The sequence below is a fragment of the Saccharopolyspora sp. NPDC002578 genome, from assembly GCF_053592695.1.
The window spans coordinates 21,398-41,919 of sequence record NZ_JBSFWJ010000008.1; the positions used below are offsets into that span (position 1 = coordinate 21,398).

The window sequence follows — 20,522 nt, forward strand, 5'->3', positions numbered from 1 at the left end:
CCTCCCCCGCTTTCTCCCGGCGAGCTGTCGGATGGATCGCTGCGCATGCCGCCACGCCCCTAATGACCGCCGTGGCCGTGCCCCGGCGGCGCAGGATCTCGCTCCGGCTCCTGCTCCATCGGCCGGACCGGCAGGCCGAGGGTGATCTCGCCGTCGCCGTCCGGAACGGTCAGCCGGACGTGCTCGGCGCCGTCCCGGGCGCGGAACCGCAGCCGCTCCTCGACGGTGCCGCCCGGCCGGATCCACCGCGGCCCGCCGACGCCCGCGACGGCGGCGGCCGGTCCGTCCGCGCCGTCGATCCGCAGCTCGACGTCCTCGAAGGGCACTCGCACCGGCGCGCCGGTCGTGTTGCGCAGTTGCAGCACGATCTGGACCTCGGGGCTGTGGTCCATCGGCATCGGCGCGATCATCTGTTCCATCGGCGGCGACGGGATCAACGTGGCCGTGGCGTCCAGCCAACCGGCTCCCCACCGCGCCGGGACGCCGGTCGCGGGTTCCGGCGCCACGAGGCCGAATCCCACCGCGCAGGCGGCGATCAGCGGCAACGGCAGCAGGCCGAGCGTCCGCCGCCACCGACGGGATCGAACGGGGAACCGCATGTGAACCTCGCATGCGCGGCCGGAGGTGCGCCGCATCCGGAAGACGGGAGCACGACGAGATCTACCGCCGCGTTCGCCGCTGCGCCAACGAGCGCAACCGAGAAGAACCCGAAGGGACCAGCATTTCCCGGCATTCAGAGCGCGTCTCGCCGCCGGGACGCGAATCTCTTGGCATGCGGGGGATTCGACGAGGCCCTGCGGTGATCTCCGCTCGCGGATGATGAGCCCGTCGCGACGACCGCCGTCGATCCGATGCGGATCAGCCGAGCACCGTCAGCCATCCGGCCAGCGCGAGCAACGTCACCAGCAGCACCGGCACGGTGAGCACGATCCCCGTCCGGAAGTAGCGCCCCCACCCGACGTGCAGGCCCTTGCGGTCGAGCACGTGCAGCCACAGCAAGGTGGCCAGGCTGCCGATCGGCGTGATCTTCGGCCCCAGGTCGGATCCGATGACGTTCGCGTAGATCATCGCCTCGTGCGCGAGCCCGGTCGCGCCCGCACCCGCGATGGCCAGCGCCGCGATCAGCACCGTCGGCAGGTTGTTCATGATCGACGCCAGCACCGCCACCACCACGCCGGTCCCCACGGCGGCGGCGACCGTGCCGTGCGCGCCGAAGTGGCCGAACAGCGCCGCCAACTCCCGCGTCAGCCCGACGTTGCGCAAGCCGTAGACGACGAGGTACATGCCGATGCTGAACAGCACGATCTGCCACGGCGCTTCGCGGACGACCTTGCCGACGGCGATGCGCCGCCCACCGGAGTCCGGCCCGGCGGGTCCGCCACCGGACACGACGAGCGCCTTGCGCTCGGCGCGGAACAGGAATCCTGGCCACCGGGCCGCCACCGCGAGCAGCACCACCGCTCCCGCCCCGATCACCGCGGACAGCGGCACTCCCAGCGGTTCGGCCGCGAAGTACCCGACGAGCAGCATGCCCAGCACCGCCCACCCGGCGCGGAACGTCACCCGGTCCCGGATGGCGGACGCGGGCTCGGCGAGCGCGGTCAGGTCGTAGGCCGCCGGGATGTCCCGCCGGAAGTACCAGAGCAGCACCACCAGGCTCGCCGCCACCGAGACCAGGCCGACCGGCACCATCACCACCGCGTACCGGGCGAACCCGATCCCGAAGAAGTCCGCGGACACGATGTTGACCAGGTTCGACACCACCAGCGGCAGGCTTCCGGTGTCGGCCACGAACCCCGTGGCCAGCGCGAACCCCAGCGTGGCGGCCGGGGTGAAGCGCAGCGCCAGCATGATCTGCAGCACGATGGGGGTGAGGATCAGCGCGGCGCCGTCGTTGGCGAACACCGCCGAGATCGCCGCGCCGAGCAGCACCACCAGCACGAACAGTCGCCGCCCGCGCCCGCCGCCCCAGCGGGCCACGTGCAGCGCGGCCCACTCGAAGAAGCCGGACTCGTCGAGCAGCAGCGAGACCAGCACGATCGCCACGAAGGCGAGCGTCGCGTTCCACACCAGTCCGACCACAGTGGACACATCGGAGACCGCGACCACCCCGGTCAGCAGCGCCGCGGCGGCCCCGCCGAGCGCGCTCCACCCGATCCCCAGCCCACCGGGGCGCCGGATGACCAACGCCAAGGTCAGCACGAAGATCGCCCCAGCGACCACCGTCATCACGAGCTCGAACCCCTCCGCCATGCGCGGTGGAACCCTCGCCGCCGCCCTCGCCCCGCGAGACTAGGCCATGCCCCACCTCGGAGGACGACGCGCCGTGGTCGATGCCACGTCCATTTCTTGAGAATCGGTTCCCGCTGAATGGGCAGCGAGGGTTACCCTACGTGTGCTCATTCTGGTCTGAACGTGTGAACAGGGAGGTTCCGGACCATGGCGGTCGGCCACGTTCCCGATGCCGTCGCGGAGGACTCCGCGCCGCGCAACTCCACTCGCCAAGTCGTGGTGGCCAGCCTCGTAGGAACCTCCATCGAGTTCTACGACTTCTACGTCTACGCCACCGCCGCCGTGCTGGTGTTCCCGAAGCTGTTCTTCCCCGCCGGCGACCCCACCGCCGCGACCTTGCAGTCGCTGGCGACGTTCGCCATCGCCTTCGTCGCGCGGCCCGTCGGTTCCGCGCTGTTCGGGCACTTCGGCGACCGCATCGGCCGCAAGTCGACCCTGGTGGCCTCGCTGCTGACGATGGGGATCTCGACGGTGCTCATCGGGCTGCTGCCCGGTTACGCGTCGATCGGCGTGGCCGCGCCGCTGCTGCTGGCGCTGTGCCGGTTCGGGCAGGGGCTCGGCCTCGGCGGCGAATGGGGCGGCGCGGCACTGCTGGCCACCGAGAACGCGCCCAGCGGCAAGCGCGCCACCTTCGGCACCTTCCCGCAGCTCGGCGCCCCCATCGGTTTCTTCGTGGCGAACGGCCTGTTCCTGCTGCTGTCCGAGACGATGGACGACGCGACCTTCCTGGCCTGGGGCTGGCGGGTGCCGTTCCTGGTCTCCGCGGTCCTGGTCATCGTCGGCCTGTGGGTGCGGCTGAGCCTGCACGAGACACCCGCGTTCGCGAAGGTCGTCGAGTCCGGCGCCCGCGCCAAGGTCCCCTTCGTGCAGGTCTTCCGCACCGGCCTCAAGGGCCTCGTGCTGGGCACGTTCATCATGCTCGCGACCTACGTGCTGTTCTACCTGATGACCGTGTTCACCCTGTCCTACGGCACCGCCGAGTCCGGGCTGGGCTACAGCCGCTCCGAGTTCCTGGTGTTCCTGCTCATCGGAGTGGTGTTCTTCGGCCTGACCGTGCCCATCGCCGGCGTGCTGGCCGACCGCTTCGGCCGCCGCTCCACGCTGCTCGTGATCACCTCGGCGATCATCGTGTTCGGACTGCTGATGGGGCCGTGGTTCGGGAGCGGTTCGCTGCCCGCGGTGCTCAGCTTCCTCATCGTCGGCCTCGCCCTGATGGGCTTGACGTTCGGCCCGATGGGCGCGGTGCTGCCGGAGCTGTTCCCCACCGCGGTGCGCTACACGGGAGCGTCGGTGTCCTACAACCTGGCGAGCCTGCTCGGCGCCTCCGTCGCGCCCTACATCGCGACCTGGCTCGCGGGCAGCCACGGCGTCGGCTGGGTCGGCGTCTACCTCGCCGCGATGGGAGCGCTGACGCTGATCGCGCTGCTGATCAGCCGCGAAACGAAGGACTCCGCGCTGGACTGACCGAGTCGTCGCCGGTTCCGCGAGGAGCCGGCGACGCTCGTCCTCCAGGCCGGAACCACTTGGCAGGGCGGCGAATTCTCGTCCTTTCGGCCACCCGCCACCGACCCGGAGTCCGATCCGCGCACCTCGCCCCGCGCCCTAGCGTGAGCTCATCGCCGACGGACGGCGGCACGAGCACTTCGAGGTGAACGCGATGACGCACGCGGACGTGGATACGAGCACCTGGATCCTGGAGCACGGCGGCACCCGCCTGTCCGACTCCGACCGGGCGCAGGGCCAGCGCCTCCTCAACGAGCACGTGGCGATGGGCCGCCTCACCTCGGAGGAATTCGGGGACCGCGCCGTGCAGGTGCAGCACGCCCGCACCAGGTCGGAACTGCTCGCGGCGTTCCAGGACCTGCCCCGCCCCCACCCTCGTCTCGACGAGCCGGTGGAGCTGCGCCGCACCGCGATCCCGGAGCCCCGCGCGGACGTCCCCCACCTGCGCTACGCCGTCACCGCGACCGTCTCGTCGTGCGCCGTCGCGGGCGCGCTCGGCGTCCTGCTGCTCGCCCTCCAGGAGCCGGCGGTCCTGTTCGCCGCGGCCGGGGTACTGCTGACGGTGTACTTCGCGCTGGTCATCCTCGGCCACCGCACCGAACGCTGACCCTCACTCCGACCCCAGTTCCCCCAGCAACCGGGAGAGGAATTCCGCCTGCGCGGCAAGGATCTTCTCCCGAGCCACCGCCGGAGCGAACCACTCGGCCCGGTCCACCTCGGGGAAGCTCTGCGTGCGACCGGACCGCGGCGGCCACGCCAGCTCCACGAGGTTGCTGCGCAACGAGCTCACGTCGAACTCGCCCCGCACCGCCCACGCCGTGACGACCTTGCCGCTCTTCTGCCGCACCTCGCCCAGATCGATCGCCGAGTCCGCGACCGGCCGCAGCCCCGTCTCCTCCTCGAACTCGCGCACCGCGGCGGACAACGGCGCCTCGTCCTCGCCGTACTCGCCCTTCGGGATCGACCAGGCACCGAGGTCCTTGTTCTTCCAGAACGGGCCGCCCGGATGCACCAGCAGCACTTCCGGAGCACCCTCGCGCATCCGGTACAGCAGGATCCCCGCGCTGCGCTTCGCCATCCGCCGACCGTACCGCCGAGCTGCCGCCACTCCCCGAACCAGGCAAGCTGGCCAGGTGGAGCAGGTGGTGCTGCACGTGGACCTCGACCAGTTCATCGTCGCCGTGGAACTGCTGCGACGCCCCGAACTGCGCGGCGAACCCGTGCTCGTCGGCGGCATCGGAGACCCCACCCGCCGCGGCGTCGTCGCCGGAGCCTCCTACGAAGCCCGCGAATCCGGCGTGCACTCCGGAACCCCGTTGCGCACCGCCGCGAAGCGCTGCCCCCGAGCCGTGTTCCTCCCCCTCGACAAGGACGCGTACCTGGCGGCGTCCGCGACCTTCGTCGAAGCCCTGCGCGACCGCTCCGACGTCGTCGAGGAAGCAGGCTGGGACGAGGCGTACCTCCTGCTCGACACCGACGACGCCACCCGCTCCGCCACCGAACTCCGCGACCACGTGCACGCCCGGACCGGACTCGTGTGCTCCGTGGGAATCGGCGACAACAAGCTCCGCGCGAAAACGGCCTCCGGCTTCGCGAAACCCACCGCGGGCTTCACCGACACCGGAATCTTCCGCCTGGACCAGCACAACTGGCCGCACATCATGAACGAGCGCCCGCCCGAAGCCCTCCGAGGCGTGGGCCGCCGCACCGCCAAGCCGAACACGACCTCCGCACCGTCGGCGACCTCGCCACCACCGACCGCTTCGCCCTCGCCGAGCACTTCGGCCCCCGCACCGGCCCGTGGCTCGTGGCCCTCGCCCGCGGCTACGACCCCACCCCCGTGCAACCCGAGCCGTACCGGCCCCGCTCCTACGGCCGCGAGATCACCTTCCAAACCGACACCACCGACCCCGAAAGGCTGCGGACCGAACTCACCCGCCTCGCCCACCTGATAGCCGACGACCTCGCGGTCCACGACCTCCTAGCGGGCCGCGTCGTCGTCAAGCTCCGAAACTCCCACTTCCGCACCCACTCGCACGGCGTCCGCCTCACCACCCCCACCCGCGAACCCAGCGCCCTAGCCGCCGCCTCCCACGAGGCCCTGGCCGCCTTCGCCCTCACCCGCCCCGTACGCCTCATCGGCACCCGAGCCGAACTCCTGACCAGCACGAACACCGAAACCGAGGGGCGATGAAGATCCTCTGCGGACAGTGCGCTAAGCTTTCCGCACACCGCAAACAACGGGTGTGGCCGGGACGTGGCGCAGCTTGGTAGCGCACTTGACTGGGGGTCAAGGGGTCGTGGGTTCGAATCCCGCCGTCCCGACGGTCGAGAGGGTCTTCGCAGGTCAGACACTGCGAAGGCCCTCTTTTTCTGCTCTTGGTCGGTTCTTCGAAGTCGAGCACGCCGTTGCTGGACCCCTTGACTTCGGAGGTTCCCGATGCCCATTCTCGATCTTGATCGGATCACCGGGGAACTGTCCCCGACGTGGTCCGGATACCTGCGCGACTGGGACCGCGCGCTGCGATCCGGCAACCACCCGGAGACCACCCGCTACAACTACCTGCTCGCCGCCTCCCAGCTCGCCCGCAACGTCGCCGAACACTCACCGGACCCCGACGCCGACGACGCCGCCGATGACCCGGCCGAGATCACCAAAGCCCACATCGAGTCCTTCCAAGCCTGGATGATCGAAACCAGGTCCGCCTCAACTGCCGCGAACAAGCACAAAGCCCTCTCGGAACGCGGACCGTTCGGCGCCCAGCGGCCGACCGCCTCGCACCGAGAGCCACACGTTGGGCCGCCCGGACCCCGGATGTTTCGCGCGAGCCCGCAGGTAGCGACTCAGCGCACGAGCGGTCTTGTGCCCGAACCGCACCCGACGGGTCTTCGCTCCCTTTCCGCGGTACGCAACGGAATCAGTGCCGAAGTCCAGATCCTCGACCGACAGATCGCGACCTCTGACAGCCGGGCACCGGTGTTGCAGTAGTCATCGCGCAAGCTGACGAAATCCTTCCCTCTGCCCCCCAGCAACTTCTTCGTCTCGGCCTGCCCCATGCCGGGATCAACTTCACGTCCCCGGTGTCTCCGGCGGCCGTCTCACGCTCGGCGTGGGCGTCGGCTCGCGCGGGGACGAATTCACCGTTCCCGGGCACGAGCTGCACGGTCACGGCGCGCGGTTGGAATCCGACCTGGCGACCTACCGCGAGGTCTGGGCCGGCGCCCCGGTCGGCAACGGGCCGAACCCAGCCGTGCCATCGGGAACCCGGCAAGTCCCCATGCTGTTCGGCGGGTACTCCGCTCACGCGCTGGATCGCATGGTGCGCTGGGGCGAGGGCTACATCGGCGGTTCGCTGCCGTCGTCCACGACGGCCCCGCGCTTCGAGGCGGCGAAGCGTGCCTGGCACGAGGCAGGCCGCCAGGGCGCCCCGAAACTCGTCGTGCTCGCCTACTTCGCACTGGGCGCCCCCGAGGCCGGACGGGCGAACATCCAGGACTTCTACCGGCTGGCACCCAAGGAGATCGCCACCAACGCGGTGCTCTGCACCACCCGGAAGACGATCGAGCAGACCGTCACGGTCTACACCGACCTCGGTATCGACGAGATCATTTTCGTTTCCGCCGTAGACGACCCCGACGAGATCACCCGGCTCGCCGACATCGTCACCTGACCAGCGGGCAGGAGCCGACAAGCAGAATCGAGGGTGGCGCGTGAAGGTGGTCGCTTCGGCAGAGAACAGCTTCGTGCCGCACTGGATTGTTGGACGCACCTGACGCGTCGTGCATGCATGCGCCACCCCGATCACTACCGCGCTTGCGCGTACCGATGACCCACCAGTAGTGACAGCAGCAACGTCAGGAGCCCGATAGCGCCGGCCGTTGCGAACGCCACATGTAGGCCGGCAGCGTCCGGGGAGAGCTCGTCAGTGGCTGAGCCGAGTGCGGCTATGGAGACGAACAACGCCGTACCCATCGCGCCTGCGACCTGTTGCACCGCGGAGAGGCTGGCACTGCCATGCGAATACAGCTTGTCCGGCAACGAACCCAGAGCTTCCGCCATCAGCGGCGTCAGCATCAGTGACATCCCGGACATCAGCACGAGGTGAAATACGACGATAGCCGACAGCGGAGTTCCGGTACCCGTGATCGAGAACAGGCCGAGGCCCGACGCCATTAGCGCAGCACCTGGAATGACCAAGGGTCGGGCTCCGCGCCGATCGAACAGTGCGCCGACCGGCCGACCGAGAATTCCGAAAAGGAGTCCTCCCGGGAGCATGATGAGCCCCGCCACTAACGGGCTCACACCGAGCACCGTCTGCAAGTAGAGCGGCAGTAGCACTGACGCAACGCCGATCAGGGACAGCAACATCAACGCCGTAATCATTAATGCGATGACGAACGGACGCCGCCCGAATGGTCGCAGATCGAGCAATGCTCGATTTTCTCGTTGCAGCCGCAGCTGTCGGACTACGAAGAGCACGAGCGCTACAAGCCCGGCTCCAGCGGCGATCCATGACGGGACACCGCCACCACTTCCCTTACCGATCGCCGACAGGCCGTAGACGGGGCCGCCGAACCCGATCGCCGAAAGGAATACCGACGAGATGTCCAGCGGGGGCGGGCTTTCAGCGGTGTCGAGGTGCAGCCACCGGGCACCAATCGCGAGCGCGGCCAGGGACAGCGGAAGAACCAGCCACAACATCCAGCGCCAGCTGAGTCCGGAGAGGACGGCGCCACCGATCGCCGGGCCGATCGCAGGGGCTACGGCTATGACAATGGTGATCGTTCCCATCGTAGCGCCGCGCTTCTCCTCCGGGACGAGCCGCAATGACGTCGTCATCAGCAGCGGGAGTATCAACGCAGTACCAACGGCCTGGACCACACGCCCAGCTAGCAGAACCTCGAATCCAGGAGCCAAACCAGCCAGGACGGTACCTGCGGTGAATATCAGCAGCGACACTAGAAACATCTGACGGGGCGTATATCTATCGAGCAAGTAGCCGGTCGCCGGGATGACGATGGCCATAGTCAACAGATACCCGCTGGTCAACCACTGCACAGTAGTAGACGGCACGGCAAGCTCGATGCTCAGGTCACGAAGTGAAACACTGAGTATGGTCTCGTTGAGAATCATCACGAATGCAGCGCTGACCATGACGCCGATCAACGGTCTTGCGTGGTTTTCCGCCCTTTGTTCGATACGCGACGCGGGACTGGTCACGCGGGGCCCCCTTTCCGCCCGTGGCAATTTCGAAGAAGAACTGCAATCTGCCGAGCGCACCTGATCGAGCCGACAGTGAACACGTGAAGCGATAAGTCAACCGCCAGCCCCACGATGGCCAACTGTGCGATGGAGGTGGACTCGAAATCCAACGAAAAGGAACATGGCGACACTAGTGCGCGAGAGCAGGGATACGTCTACATTCTGATCAATCCGAAGCCGACCGGCATTACCGATAACTACGGAAGAAGGTGCGGATATCTTCCACGAGCGCGTCGGGCTGCTCCAAAGCGGCAAAATGGCCGCCGCGGGAGAACTTGCTGTACCGTTGAACGTTGAAGGCTGTGGAAACGACTTCGCGTGATGGCACGAAGAGTTCCTGGGGAAAAGCCGCGTAAGCGGTGGGGACACCCCTGGAGCCGCTCGGCGCGACTCCGGACGTGGAGGCCGCTTCGTAGTACAGGCGGGCCGCGGTTGCACTAGTGCCGCCGAGCCAGTAGAACATGATTTCAGTTAGTAGGTCATCTTTGGAGAAAACCGATTCAACGTCCCCCTCGCAGTCGCTCCAGCTTTGGAATTTCTCTACGATCCAACCTGCCAGGGCCGCCGGGGAATCCGTCAGCGCGTGACCGATGGTCAGCGGCTTGGTCGCCTGCACGTGGGAGTACCCGCCCTCGCGGGCGTTCCAATCTTCAACGGCCCGCAGGTACTCCTCATGTTCCACGGACGCCCGCGAAGGCCGGTCTGGAAAAAAGTTCAGGTGAATGGCTGCGACACCTTCACTGACCCCGTAGTGGCTGCGTCCCAGCGCGGCGGTGACGAACGAACCCCAGTCCCCGCCCTGGGCGACGTAGCGACGATAACCGAGAGTGTCCGCCATCAGGGTGTGGAACGCTTCTGCGATCGCTGATGGATCGACGCCTGGTCGGCCGGGATGGGGAGAGAATCCATACCCCGGGAGGCTCGGCGCGACAACGTCGAAGGCATCCCTTGCGTCGCCTCCGTGAGCGACCGGATCCGTCAGCGGACCGATGATCTTATGCACCTCCCAGAACGATCCCGGCCAGCCATGGCTGAACACCAGCGGCAACGGGTCCGGTCCCCTTCCACGTGCATGCACGAAGTGCAGGCGAAACTCGCCGGCCTTGGAGGAAACGTCGGCCTGGAACTGGGGAAGCTCGTTGATCTGACGTTCGATCAGGCGCCAGTCGAACTCATTCATCCAGTAATCGATCAGGCCGCGCAGCGTTCGGGCGGGCATCCCGGCGGACCAACCAAGATCCGAATCGAACAGTCGAGTACGACGCAGGCGTTCCCTCAGTTCGTCCAGTTCGCGTTGCGGCACATCGACCACGAACGGGCGCACTGTCACCGGACGACCTCCGCCTCTTCCCCGCCGATACGGGCGCCGGAACCTGCTGCATCTCGATGATGCCGACCGAATCCAGAATCGCTGAACATGCTGACGTCGCACACCTTTCTTGTCGTTTTCTGCCACAGACGCTCGATTCCCTATGCTTCGCTCGAACTCCGGCCGATTCACACAGCTACGCTGTCCCGGTTCAGGACGTTGCCCAAGTGCGCGGCGAGCGCTGCCGCCGTGGCCCGGTTGTCCGGATGGGCCATCTCGTGCAGGTCGAACAAGCCGGCCGAGAACCGAGATCCGAGGAGCCACTCGAACAGAGCGGGCGAACCAGACCACCGGTGCAAGCGCTCCATGCGCGTGCCGTAGAAGGACAGCAGGTCACGAGCGGTACGGGGATTCTCCGCCGGAGGGGCCAAGCGGTTGCGGGCGTTGTCGTCAAGGTCGAGGCATTCCAATTTCGCGATGACCGCGGCACTAGGTGCGACAAGGCACGGCAACAGGGGTTGCAATGCGATCGAGCCGTCCTCGAAGACGGGCCTCGGCGACTTCTGCGTGAGGCCGTCGGCGGAGCAATCGATGTAGACGGTCCCGGGCGGTGTCGTGATACTGCCGCCCTCAAGATGGACTCCGGCGGAGTCCATGCGGCGCACGCGCCCCAGCCGCACCACGTTCTCGATCTGCCGCAGCTGACCGAGTTCGGTGGAGCTGACCGTCGCGCACCGGAAGGCGCTGGGCGTGACGGCGACGTCACGCCGGAGCACCAGGCCTAGCTCCTCAAGCACTCCGATCGCGGCGTCGACCGAATCGTGTCCGTGCAGTTTCGTCAGCTCCCGGAACTGCGGCTCGGCTCCGTCGTGACTGCGGTTGACCAACCACGCGTCACGCGGGGCGATCCACCTGACGCGGTCCGGGTCGACCCCATGGTTGAGCAGCCATAGGCAGGCGTCCAGGCCGGTCTTTCCGGCTCCGACGATGGTGAACCGCTCGGGCGCACCGCCGAGCTCGACGAGTTGGTTGACCGGGACGACCGGCACACCGTCCTCGATTCCGTAGCTCGGGCGATTCATCGCGGGCACGGTCACGTTCACGTAGGACGCGTCGACGACCCGCTTCCTGACGATGATCTCCGTCGTGACCCCGTTGACGAGGGACCGCGCCTGCGCGATCGCCGGTCGGCCGGGGTGCACGTCGGCGACGTCGTGCATCGGCAGGTAGGTGACGCGACCCGAAGCCAGCAGCACGTCGCGCATGATGCGGTCGTAGTAGTCGAGGACCTCGTGACGCGAAGCGAGGCTCGCTCCGATCGAATCGCTCGGCATCGGCCGCGAGTGGACCCCGTAGACGTTGGACGGCCCGTGCAGCCTGACGAACGGGTACGACACCGTCCAATGGCCACCAGGGGCGTGATTGCGATCCACCACGGCCATCGTGTCGCCGCTCTCGCTGAGCAGGGCGTCCGCGAATGCCATTCCGGTGGCTCCCGCGCCGATGATCAGGTAATCGACAGTGATCGTTTCAGGAGACATGTCCGCCTTCAGTCGTCGTTCGTTCCGAGAAGCGCGCCTGGTTGATGCCGGCGCATCCAGCTCGGCGCTCGGGAGGAGGGGGCGGCCACGAGTCCGGAGCTCGGTTCGCCGCCCGAGAAGTCACGGTAGCACGGTTTGGCAGACTCTGCCATTACAGGCACGACATGCCATATCCGACTTCCTCTGTTAACGTCGGGAGATGCAGCGAGCAGAGTTGACCTTGCAAGATCGCAAGCGACAGGCAGTGCGCACGGAGGTGACGGCGGTCGCCATCGACCTCTTCCTCGTAGCTGGATACGAAGCCGTCACCGTGGACCAGATCGCCGCCGCAGCCGGGTTGTCCCCTCGCAGCTTCTTTCGCTATTTCGCGAACAAGGAAGCCGTCTTCACCCACATGCTGGACGAGACCGGCACCGGCATCGCCGACCGACTCGAGGCTCGCTCACCCCACGAGGACCCCTGGCTCGCATTGCGCCGATCGTTCGATCACCTGATCGAGATGCTCGACGGAGCAGAGCGGTCACTTCGGATGACGCGGCTCGTCTACGAAACGCCAGTTCTTTACGGCGGCCACCTGCGCAAACAAGCGCAGTGGAACGAGCTTCTCGCCGATGTACTCGCGCCCCGGCTCATCGCCGCACCTTCCGGCGAGCGGCGACTGCGTGCCGGCGCACTCGCCGCCGCAGCCGTCTCGTGCTTCGAATACGCCCGTCTCGAATGGGTCAGCTGCGACGGCAAGCGTTCCGTGGCGCAACTCCTCGACATCACCATGGGGGCCGTCCACCCGCTGCCCGAGGCGTAGGCCGGGCCGCTGCGCACAGCGCGAGCTCACTCCTCAAGGCCGCTGGGGGCCAAGGGGCCGCGGGTTCGAATCCCGCCGTCCGACGGCGCAAAAGCCCGCTGAGCTAGCACGAAAGTGCAGTCCAGCGGGCCTTTTGATGTTCGATTGCCGATCATGCAGTGGATCTTCCCGAACCCACCGCGTCCACATCTTCGACCAGTCCAATTCGGGTCGGCCCCGCGCACGCGGGGATGTTCCCTGCTACGCCGGTGGATCACCGGCTAGCGCGGAGTCGACCTCGCGTGGGGGCGAGTCAGGCGGCCTGGGCCGGGTTGAGCACGACCTTGGTCCAGCCGTCTTCGCGGGCGTCGAAGTGCTTGTAGGCGTCCGGCGCCTTCTCCAACGGCAGGTTGTGGGACACGATCCACGAAGGCTCGGCCTTGTTCTCGGCGATGAGGTCGCGCAGGTGGCGGTTGTAGCGCTTGACCGGGGCCTGCCCGCAGCCCATCTGCTGGCCCTTGAACCAGAAGTTGCCGAAGTCGAAGCGGGCCTTGCCCTGCTGGGACAGCTCATCCGGACCGCCTGGGTCCTCAGGAACGAACACCCCGACGGTGCCGATGCCGCCGGTGAACCGCACGGAGGAGACCAGCTTGTTCAAGGTCGCCGCGTTGTCCTCGTTGCCTTGGGGGTCGTGGGCCTGGTAGCCGACGCACTCCGCGCCGCGGTCGGCGCCGATTCCCTTGGTGTGCGCGGTGACCTGCTCGACCGGGTCGCCCTGGGAATCGTCGATCGCGATCGCACCGATCTGCTCGGCGAGGCGCAGCCGGTCGGGGTGGCGGTCGACGACCATGACCTTCGCCGCCCCCTTCACGCTCGCGGAGAGGGCCGCCATCAGTCCGACCGGACCACCGCCGTAGATCACGATGGACTCGCCCGGCTTCAGGCCCGACATCTCCACCGCGTGCCAGCCGGTGGGGAAGATGTCCGAGAGCATCACGTAGTCGTTCTGCTTCTCGGCCGCGTCCTCGGGCAGGCGCAGACACTGGAAGTCACCCCAGGGGATGCGCAACAGCTCGGCTTGGCCGCCGGCCCAGCCGCCCATGTCGGCGAACCCGTACGCCCCGCCTGCCATGCCCTCCACGTTCGCGGCCAGGCAGTAGTTGGTCAGACCGTGCTCGCAGTTCTGGCAGTGCCCGCAGGAGACGTTGAACGGCGCGGAGACCATGTCCCCCACCGCGACCTTGTCGATCCCGGCGCCGACCTCGACGACCTCGCCGACGTTCTCGTGGCCGAAGATGCGGCCCTGCTCGAAGTCGGTACGGCCTTCGTACATGTGCAGATCCGACCCGCAGATGTTCGTCGCCGTGATCTTGACCAGGACGTCGTTGGGCGCCTCGATGCGGGCGTCGTCGACGTCGGCGACCGTCACGTCGCGGGGTCCGTTGTACACAAGTGCCTTCATGATGATCTCCGGGTGCGAATCGTGGCCCGATCAGGTCTGGGCGCCGACGGGCTGGCGGCCCTCGGCGAACTCTTCGACGATCTGGGAGAAGAACGCGGGCAGTGGGGGCGCGGCTGATGACCAAGCCCTGGTCCCGGCTTTGCGGATTTCGTTGCGGGCACTGGGAAACGACGTCAGGGTCCGGCCACGCACGTCGGCCTCGACCAACGTCCGCTGGCCATGACACGGCGAGCCGACCGGCTTACCGGACCATGTCCCGCAGGAGGCCCACCGCGTCGGAGTCGACCCAGCCCGCCGCCCGGCAGGGCCAAGGCGTCGAAGTCGTCGCTCGACAACGTTGGGAGGCCGACCGGCCGACGGTGGAGGTGTCGTCCCTGTCGATGTCGGCGTTCATCGACCGGATCTGTCCAGTGTGGATCGAACGTAGCGTCATCTGCACCCGGCCTGGTCGACCGCCCGGCGGGGCCGGGTCGGTTCGACCTGCTCGACACCGTCGGCCAGGATCGCGACCCGTCGGCCGCGCAGCTCATCTGCCATCGGAAGGCCCCTCCTCCTAATGCGGCGAGAGCCACCGGTGTTACCCGGTCAGGCCGGTTCGAAACCACCCGGCGAGGCACTGGGCACGCTTGCGGCGCACCTGAGGTGAACTCCTCTCCGAAAACGGCGCGGTCGAGCAGTGCGCGTGGAGCAGCGACGCTGAATCTCCGCCTGCTCGAAGGTGTCGGTGAGCCACCGCCGCTCGTCCTGCGAAGTAGCGGCCGGTTCTGCGAGGCCGCTCGCCGATCCCCTCACCTCGGGTCGAACCCGGCCCCGGCCGAGCATTTCTCTCCACGGGGCTCGGCCGAATGCCGGGTCGCACCGTCGAAGTGAAGCTGGTGCGCTTGGTTTCCGCGCAGGACCGTCCGGTCGCGTTCGAGGTCGGCAGTGCTGATTTCTCCGCGTGACACCGCCTTTTCGAGTCCGGGCACCGCGCGCTGCTCGACCGCGTGGCCGCGGCGGGCACCGCTGCCGGAGGTCGCCGTCGCCTGCCGCCCCCCAGGAGGGGTATCACTTGACCTGAATCAGTCTCTAGACATGGGCGATTGACCAATCGTATGTTGTCTTCATGGTCACTCGATCAGATTCGCGGGTCTGTCTCGTCACCGGGGCGGGGCGGGGCATCGGGGCTGCGGTCGCCCGGCGGCTCGGCGCCGCGGGACACCGGGTCGCCTTGGCCGCCCGCACCGCTTCGGAACTGGAGTCGGTCGCGGCCGAGCTGCCCGGGCCGACCCTCACCCTGCCGCTGGACCTGACCGCGCCGGAGGCCGCGGAGACCGCGTGCGCCGCGGTCGAATCCCGCTGGGGGCACGTCGATGTCCTGGTGCTCGCGGCGGGTGCCGGGACGTCCGCACCCTTGGCGTCGACCACCGATGAGCAGTGGGAGCAGATGCTCGCGCTGAACCTGACGGCACCGTTCCGCCTGCTGCGCAGGGCGGCCCCGCCGATGGCCGACGCGGGGTGGGGCCGCGTGGTGTCGATCGCCTCGGTGGCCGCCCGGCGCGGCGAGCGCTACATCAGCGCCTACACCGCCAGCAAGCACGGCGTGCTGGGACTGGTGCGCTCGGCCGCGGCCGAACTGGCCGGGACGGGCGTCACCGTCAACGCCGTGTGCCCCGGGTACGTGGACACGCCCATGACCGACGCCACGGTGGCCGCGATCAGCGCCCGCACCGGCCGCGACCTCGCGGCGTCCCGGGCGGCCCTGGCCGCCAAGCAACCGATCGGCCGGCTCATCACCGCCGAGGAGGTCGCCGACGTCGTGGCCGTCTGCGTCGCCAGCGGCGCGATCAACGGCCAGGGCATCGTCATCGACGGCGGAGGGGTGCACTCGTGATGGACCGCGTGAATCCTCCCGAGCTGGCCCGGCCCTCGGGCTTCAGCCACGCCGTCGTGGCCGAGGGCCGGGTGGTGCTGCTGGCCGGGCAGACCGGGACCGACGCCGAAGGGCGCATCGTCGACGCGGGTGTCCTCGACCAGTTCGACCGCGCGCTGGCCAACTTGGTGGCGGCGCTGCGCGCCGCGGGCGGATCTCCTGACGATCTGGCCCAGCTGACGATCTACCTGGTCGACGTCGAGGCGTACCGGGCCGTCGGCCGCGAGGTGGGGGCGGTCTGGAAACGGCACGTCGGCGCGCACTACCCGGCGACCGCGGCGGTCGGGGTGACCCGGTTGTGGGATCGCGCGGCCCTGGTCGAACTGCAAGGAATCGCCGTGCTCGACGTCGAGCCGCGGAACCCGTAGTCCCCTGCGAGCGAGGAGGACCTGGCCGTGGTGCCGACGTCGTCCCTCAACCCGTCCGCGCACATCGACACCTTCTGCCGGGACCGGCTGCCCGCCGAGGAGGACTGGCCGGAGCTGCTGTTCGAGCTGCCGGAACTGGACTACTCCGCGCGGCTCAACGCGGGCTCGGAACTCCTCGACACCGCGATCGCGCGGTACGGACCGGACCGTCCCGCCTTGCGCGCCCCGGCACCGAATCCCGTCGCGTGGACCTACGGCGAGCTGCGCGACCGCGCCGCCGCCGTGGCCGCCGCGTTGACCCGGGAACTCGGTGTCGTGCCGGGGAACCGCGTGATCCTGCACGGGCCGAACACCCCGTGGCTCGCGGCGGCCTGGCTCGGCGTGCTCAAAGCGGGCGCGGTCGCCGTCACGACGACCGCGATGCTCCGGTCCGGCGAACTCGCCACCGTCGGCGGGCTGACCCGGCCGGCGGTGGCCCTGTGCGACCACCGCTTCGCCGCCGAGCTGGCGTCCGCGGGCATCGCCGGGATGCCGATCGTGCCGTTCGGCGGTGCCGGCGCCGACGACCTCGCGGTGCGCGCGGCCCGGCAGGACCCGTTCGACGACGTGGCGACCTCGGCGGACGACGTCGCGCTGCTGGCCTGCACCTCCGGCACGACCGGCGAGCCGAAGGTCACGATGCACTTCCACCGCGATGTGCTCGCGATCGCGGACACCTTCGCCCACCACGTGGTGGCGCTGCGCCCGGACGACCTGGTGACCGGGACCCCTCCGTTCGCCTTCACCTTCGGGCTCGGCGGGTTGCTCGTCTTCCCGCTCCGGGCCGGTGCCGCCGCGCTGCTGCTCGAACGCGCCACCCCCCAGGAACTGGCCGCGCACGTGGCCGAGAACCGCGCGACGGTGCTGTTCACCGCCCCCACCGCCTACCGCGCGCTCGCCGGGGACGGCCGGCCCGAGCGGCTGGCGAGCCTGCGCCGCTGCGTGTCGGCGGGCGAGCCGCTGCCCGCCTCGGTGTGGCGCGACTTCCGCGCTGCCACCGGAATCCGCGTCATCGACGGGATCGGATCGACCGAGATGCTGCACGTGTTCGTGTCCGCCGCCGACGACGACATCAGGCCCGGGGCCACCGGCCGGGCGGTTCCCGGCTACCGGGTCGACGTCGTCGACGATCTCGGGCGCAGCGCGCCCGACGGCGTGCCGGGGCACCTCGTGGTGCGGGGGCCGACCGGCTGCCGCTACCTGGACGGGCGCAGGCAGCGGGAGTACGTGGTGCACGGCTGGAACCGCACCGGCGACATCTACGTCCGCGACGCCGACGGCCTGTTCTGGTTCCAGGCCCGCTCCGACGACATGATCATCACCGCCGGGTACAACGTGGCCGGGCCGGAGGTGGAGCAGGCGCTCCTGCAACACCCCTCGGTCGCCGACTGCGCGGTCGTCGGCACCCCGGACGCGGAACGCGGCCACGTGGTCACCGCCCACGTCGTGCTGCGGCCGGGGGAAACGGCCACCGCCGCCGAGTTGCAGGCGTTCGCGAAGGGCGTGATCGCCCCGTACAAGTACCCGCGCCGCATCCACTTCGCCGACGCGCTGCCGCGCAACAGCACCGGGAAGTTGCAGCGGTCCGCGCTCCGCGAGGCGGTCTGAGGTGGCGGGCATGCGGATCGCGATCGCGGGCGGCGGACCGGGCGGCCTCTACCTGGCCGCCCTGCTGGCGCAGCTCGGCCCGCACGACATCACGGTGTGGGAGCAGAACGCCGCGGACGACACGTTCGGCTTCGGCGTCGTGCTCTCCGACGAGACCCTCGGTGGGATCGAGCAGGCGGACCCCGCCGTGTTCGCCGCGATGTCGGAGCGGATGGCGCGCTGGGACGACATCGACGTGCACCACCGCGGGGCCGTGTCCACCTCGGGCGGGCACGGGTTCGCCGCGATCGGCCGGCGGGAGCTGCTGGGCGTGCTCCAGCGCCGCTGCGCGGAACTCGGGGTCACCGTGCACTACCGCACGCGGTGCCCGGACGCGGCGGTCCTGCAAGCCGATCACGACCTGGTCGTCGCGGCGGACGGGGTGAACTCCGCGGTCCGGGCGGCGCGCGCGGCGGACTTCGGCGCGCGCATCACGACCGGGCGCAGCCGGTACATGTGGCTCGGCACCGACCGCGTCTTGCCCGCGTTCACCTTCGACGTCGTGGAGACCCCCTGCGGCGTCGTGCAGCTGCACGGCTACCCCTATTCCGACCGGGCCTCGACGATCGTGGTGGAGACCTCGGAACCGGCTTGGGAGCAGCTCTTCCGCGACCGCTGCTCCCGCGATCCGGGACCCGGCGAGAGCGACCTGGCGTCGATCGAGCTCGTCGAGGAGCTGTTCGCGGACCGGCTCGACGGCGCCGCGCTGCTGGCGAACGCCTCGCGCTGGTCGCGGTTCCGGACCTTGCGGACCGACCGCTGGCATGCGGGGAACCTGGTGCTGCTCGGCGACGCCGCGCACACCGCGCACTTCTCCATCGGGTCGGGGACGAAGCTGGCGATGGAGGACGCGCTCGCCCTGGCGGCGTGCCTGCACGAGCAGGGGGACGTCGCGACCGCGCTCGCCGCGTACGAGGCGGAGCGGCGACCCGTGGTCGCCTCCACCCAGCGCGCGGCGGCGGCGAGCCAGGCCTGGTTCGAGGACATCGACCGCTACGTCGGCCAGGAACGGCAGCAGTTCGCGTTCAACCTGCTCACGCGCAGCCGCCGCGTCACCCACGACAACCTGCGCACGCGGGACGCCGCGTTCGTCGAGAACGCCGAGCGCTGGTTCTGCGGCAGGAGCGCCGGAGCAGACCCCGTGCCGCCGATGTTCACGCCCGTCCGGATCGGCGGTCTCGCGCTGCCGAACCGGGTCGTCGTCTCGGCGATGGACGTCTACTCGGCCCGCGACGGGGTGCCCGGGGATTTCCACCTCGTCCACCTCGGCGGCAAGGCGCTCGGCGGCGCGGGGTTGGTGATGACCGAAATGGTGTGCGTCTCCCCTACCGGCAGGATCACCCCGGGGTGCACCGGCCTGTGGAACGCCGAGCAGGAGACCGCGTGGCGCCGGGTGGTCGACTTCGTCCACTCGTCGACCTCCTCCCGGATCGGTGTCCAACTAGGACATTCGGGCCGCAAGGGCTCGACCCGGTTGATGTGGGAGGGGATCGACGAGCCGCTGGACACCGGCGGATGGCCGGTGGTGGGGCCGTCGGCGATCCCGTACTCCGCGCGGAACGCGATGCCGCACGAGCTGACGGCGGACGAGCTGCGCGGCATCCGGGACGAGTTCGCCGCTTCCGCCCGCGCCGCCGCCCGCTGCGGGTTCGACCTGCTGGAGCTGCACGTCGCGCACGGGTACCTGCTGTCGTCGTTCGTCTCCCCGCTGTCGAACCGGCGCACCGACCGCTACGGCGGCGACCTCGACGGGCGGTTGCGCTTCCCGCTGGAGGTCTTCGACGCCGTCCGCGAGGCGTGGCCGGCGGACCGGCCGATGTCGGTGCGGATCTCGGCGACGGACTGGCATCCGGGCGGTGTCGACGCGGACGACTCGGTCGAGATCGCCCGCGCGTTCGCCGAGCACGGTGCCGACGCCATCGACGTGTCGACCGGCCAGGTGGTGCGCGAGGAGACCCCCGAGTTCGGCCGGAGCTACCAGACCCCGTTCGCCGACCGCATCCGCAACGCCGTCGGGCGCCCGCACGACGGGCCCGCGGTGATCGCGGTGGGCGCGATCTCCAGCTGGGACGACGTCAACTCGATCCTGCTGGCCGGGCGCGCCGACCTGTGCGCCCTGGGCCGCCCGCACCTCTACGACCCGCAGTGGACCCTGCACGCCGCGGCCGAGCAGGACTACGCCGGCCCCGCCGCGGTGTGGCCGGAGCCGTTCGCGGCGGGTTCCCGTCGTCCGCGGACGGGCCGCACCGACGGGCCGCCGCCACGGCTGGACCTCCTCCGGAGCGGCCCCGTCCGCGCGCGCCACGCCAGGTGGAACCCGGCCGGTTTCCCGCCCGAGCCCGCCGGTGGATGACCGCCCAGGCGGGCGTGCTGCGGGAGCGCATCGCCACAGCCGCGACCAGATC

General features: G+C 69.4%; 15 protein-coding genes, 1 tRNA gene and 2 pseudogenes. 11 read left to right on the top strand and 7 right to left on the bottom strand.

Going from position 1 to position 20,522, the window contains the following annotated elements:
• Window positions 1–59: 59 nt before the first annotated feature.
• Entirely contained in the window at window positions 60–599 is a 540-nt protein-coding gene (locus ACWD38_RS06370) for a hypothetical protein (RefSeq protein ID WP_450123490.1), read from the bottom strand.
• A gap of 259 nt (window positions 600–858) precedes the next feature.
• On the bottom strand, window positions 859–2,253 hold the full coding sequence (locus ACWD38_RS06375) for an arsenic transporter (RefSeq protein ID WP_425503562.1): 1,395 nt from the start codon (window positions 2,251–2,253) through the stop codon (window positions 859–861).
• Between the two features lie 186 nt (window positions 2,254–2,439).
• Here ACWD38_RS06375 and ACWD38_RS06380 point away from each other — a divergent pair, with 186 nt between their 5' ends.
• Window positions 2,440–3,756 (top strand): MFS transporter, encoded by a 1,317-nt coding sequence (locus tag ACWD38_RS06380; protein ID WP_184479934.1) that lies wholly within the window; start codon window positions 2,440–2,442, stop codon window positions 3,754–3,756.
• A gap of 193 nt (window positions 3,757–3,949) precedes the next feature.
• Complete coding sequence (locus ACWD38_RS06385) at window positions 3,950–4,402, top strand: DUF1707 SHOCT-like domain-containing protein (RefSeq protein WP_184479935.1); 453 nt, start codon at window positions 3,950–3,952, stop codon at window positions 4,400–4,402.
• A gap of 3 nt (window positions 4,403–4,405) precedes the next feature.
• Here ACWD38_RS06385 and ACWD38_RS06390 read toward each other — a convergent pair whose 3' ends face one another.
• Window positions 4,406–4,873, bottom strand: coding sequence for an NUDIX domain-containing protein (locus ACWD38_RS06390; RefSeq protein ID WP_184479936.1), 468 nt, complete (start codon window positions 4,871–4,873; stop codon window positions 4,406–4,408).
• Between the two features lie 55 nt (window positions 4,874–4,928).
• On the opposite strand from ACWD38_RS06390, the pseudogene ACWD38_RS06395 reads away from it, so the two are divergent.
• The 4 genes and pseudogenes from ACWD38_RS06395 to ACWD38_RS06410 all read left to right on the top strand — a co-directional run.
• Window positions 4,929–5,989, top strand: a pseudogene (locus tag ACWD38_RS06395) (DNA polymerase IV).
• 57 nt (window positions 5,990–6,046) lie between these two features.
• Window positions 6,047–6,120, top strand: a tRNA-Pro gene (locus ACWD38_RS06400).
• 115 nt (window positions 6,121–6,235) lie between these two features.
• Complete coding sequence (locus ACWD38_RS06405) at window positions 6,236–6,784, top strand: phage integrase N-terminal SAM-like domain-containing protein (RefSeq protein WP_246456935.1); 549 nt, start codon at window positions 6,236–6,238, stop codon at window positions 6,782–6,784.
• Window positions 6,785–6,890: 106 nt separating this feature from the next.
• Window positions 6,891–7,466: pseudogene (locus tag ACWD38_RS06410) on the top strand (LLM class flavin-dependent oxidoreductase); the annotation flags it as partial.
• A 134-nt stretch (window positions 7,467–7,600) separates the two neighbouring features.
• On the opposite strand, the gene ACWD38_RS06415 reads toward ACWD38_RS06410, so the two are convergent.
• The 3 genes from ACWD38_RS06415 to ACWD38_RS06425 all read right to left on the bottom strand — a co-directional run bounded on the left by ACWD38_RS06415 (window position 7,601) and on the right by ACWD38_RS06425 (window position 11,908).
• On the bottom strand, window positions 7,601–9,016 hold the full coding sequence (locus ACWD38_RS06415; RefSeq protein WP_450123491.1) for an MDR family MFS transporter: 1,416 nt from the start codon (window positions 9,014–9,016) through the stop codon (window positions 7,601–7,603).
• A 229-nt stretch (window positions 9,017–9,245) separates the two neighbouring features.
• Window positions 9,246–10,388 carry an epoxide hydrolase family protein gene (locus tag ACWD38_RS06420; protein ID WP_450123492.1) on the bottom strand — a complete coding sequence of 381 codons (1,143 nt, stop codon included), beginning with the start codon at window positions 10,386–10,388 and terminating at the stop codon, window positions 9,246–9,248.
• 167 nt (window positions 10,389–10,555) lie between these two features.
• Window positions 10,556–11,908: an FAD-dependent oxidoreductase gene (locus ACWD38_RS06425; RefSeq protein ID WP_450123493.1), complete on the bottom strand. Its 1,353-nt coding sequence runs from the start codon at window positions 11,906–11,908 to the stop codon at window positions 10,556–10,558.
• A 199-nt stretch (window positions 11,909–12,107) separates the two neighbouring features.
• Here ACWD38_RS06425 and ACWD38_RS06430 point away from each other — a divergent pair, with 199 nt between their 5' ends.
• Complete coding sequence (locus ACWD38_RS06430; RefSeq protein ID WP_184480070.1) at window positions 12,108–12,710, top strand: TetR/AcrR family transcriptional regulator; 603 nt, start codon at window positions 12,108–12,110, stop codon at window positions 12,708–12,710.
• A 292-nt stretch (window positions 12,711–13,002) separates the two neighbouring features.
• Here the strand turns inward: ACWD38_RS06430 and ACWD38_RS06435 are convergent, their stop codons facing one another.
• Complete coding sequence (locus ACWD38_RS06435; RefSeq protein ID WP_450123494.1) at window positions 13,003–14,151, bottom strand: glutathione-independent formaldehyde dehydrogenase; 1,149 nt, start codon at window positions 14,149–14,151, stop codon at window positions 13,003–13,005.
• A gap of 1,105 nt (window positions 14,152–15,256) precedes the next feature.
• Here ACWD38_RS06435 and ACWD38_RS06440 point away from each other — a divergent pair.
• From ACWD38_RS06440 to ACWD38_RS06455, 4 genes are read left to right on the top strand one after another with little or no spacing between them, the layout of a single operon-like run.
• Window positions 15,257–16,024, top strand: a complete 768-nt coding sequence (locus ACWD38_RS06440) for an SDR family NAD(P)-dependent oxidoreductase (protein WP_184480075.1) — start codon at window positions 15,257–15,259, stop codon at window positions 16,022–16,024.
• Window positions 16,024–16,431 (top strand): RidA family protein, encoded by a 408-nt coding sequence (locus ACWD38_RS06445; protein WP_184480077.1) that lies wholly within the window; start codon window positions 16,024–16,026, stop codon window positions 16,429–16,431. The genes ACWD38_RS06440 and ACWD38_RS06445 overlap by 1 nt, the downstream gene beginning before the upstream one ends.
• Window positions 16,432–16,461: 30 nt before the next feature.
• Window positions 16,462–18,078 carry an AMP-binding protein gene (locus ACWD38_RS06450; RefSeq protein WP_450123495.1) on the top strand — a complete coding sequence of 539 codons (1,617 nt, stop codon included), beginning with the start codon at window positions 16,462–16,464 and terminating at the stop codon, window positions 18,076–18,078.
• A 10-nt stretch (window positions 18,079–18,088) separates the two neighbouring features.
• On the top strand, window positions 18,089–20,470 hold the full coding sequence (locus ACWD38_RS06455; protein ID WP_450123496.1) for a bifunctional salicylyl-CoA 5-hydroxylase/oxidoreductase: 2,382 nt from the start codon (window positions 18,089–18,091) through the stop codon (window positions 20,468–20,470).
• Window positions 20,471–20,522 lie beyond the last annotated feature (52 nt).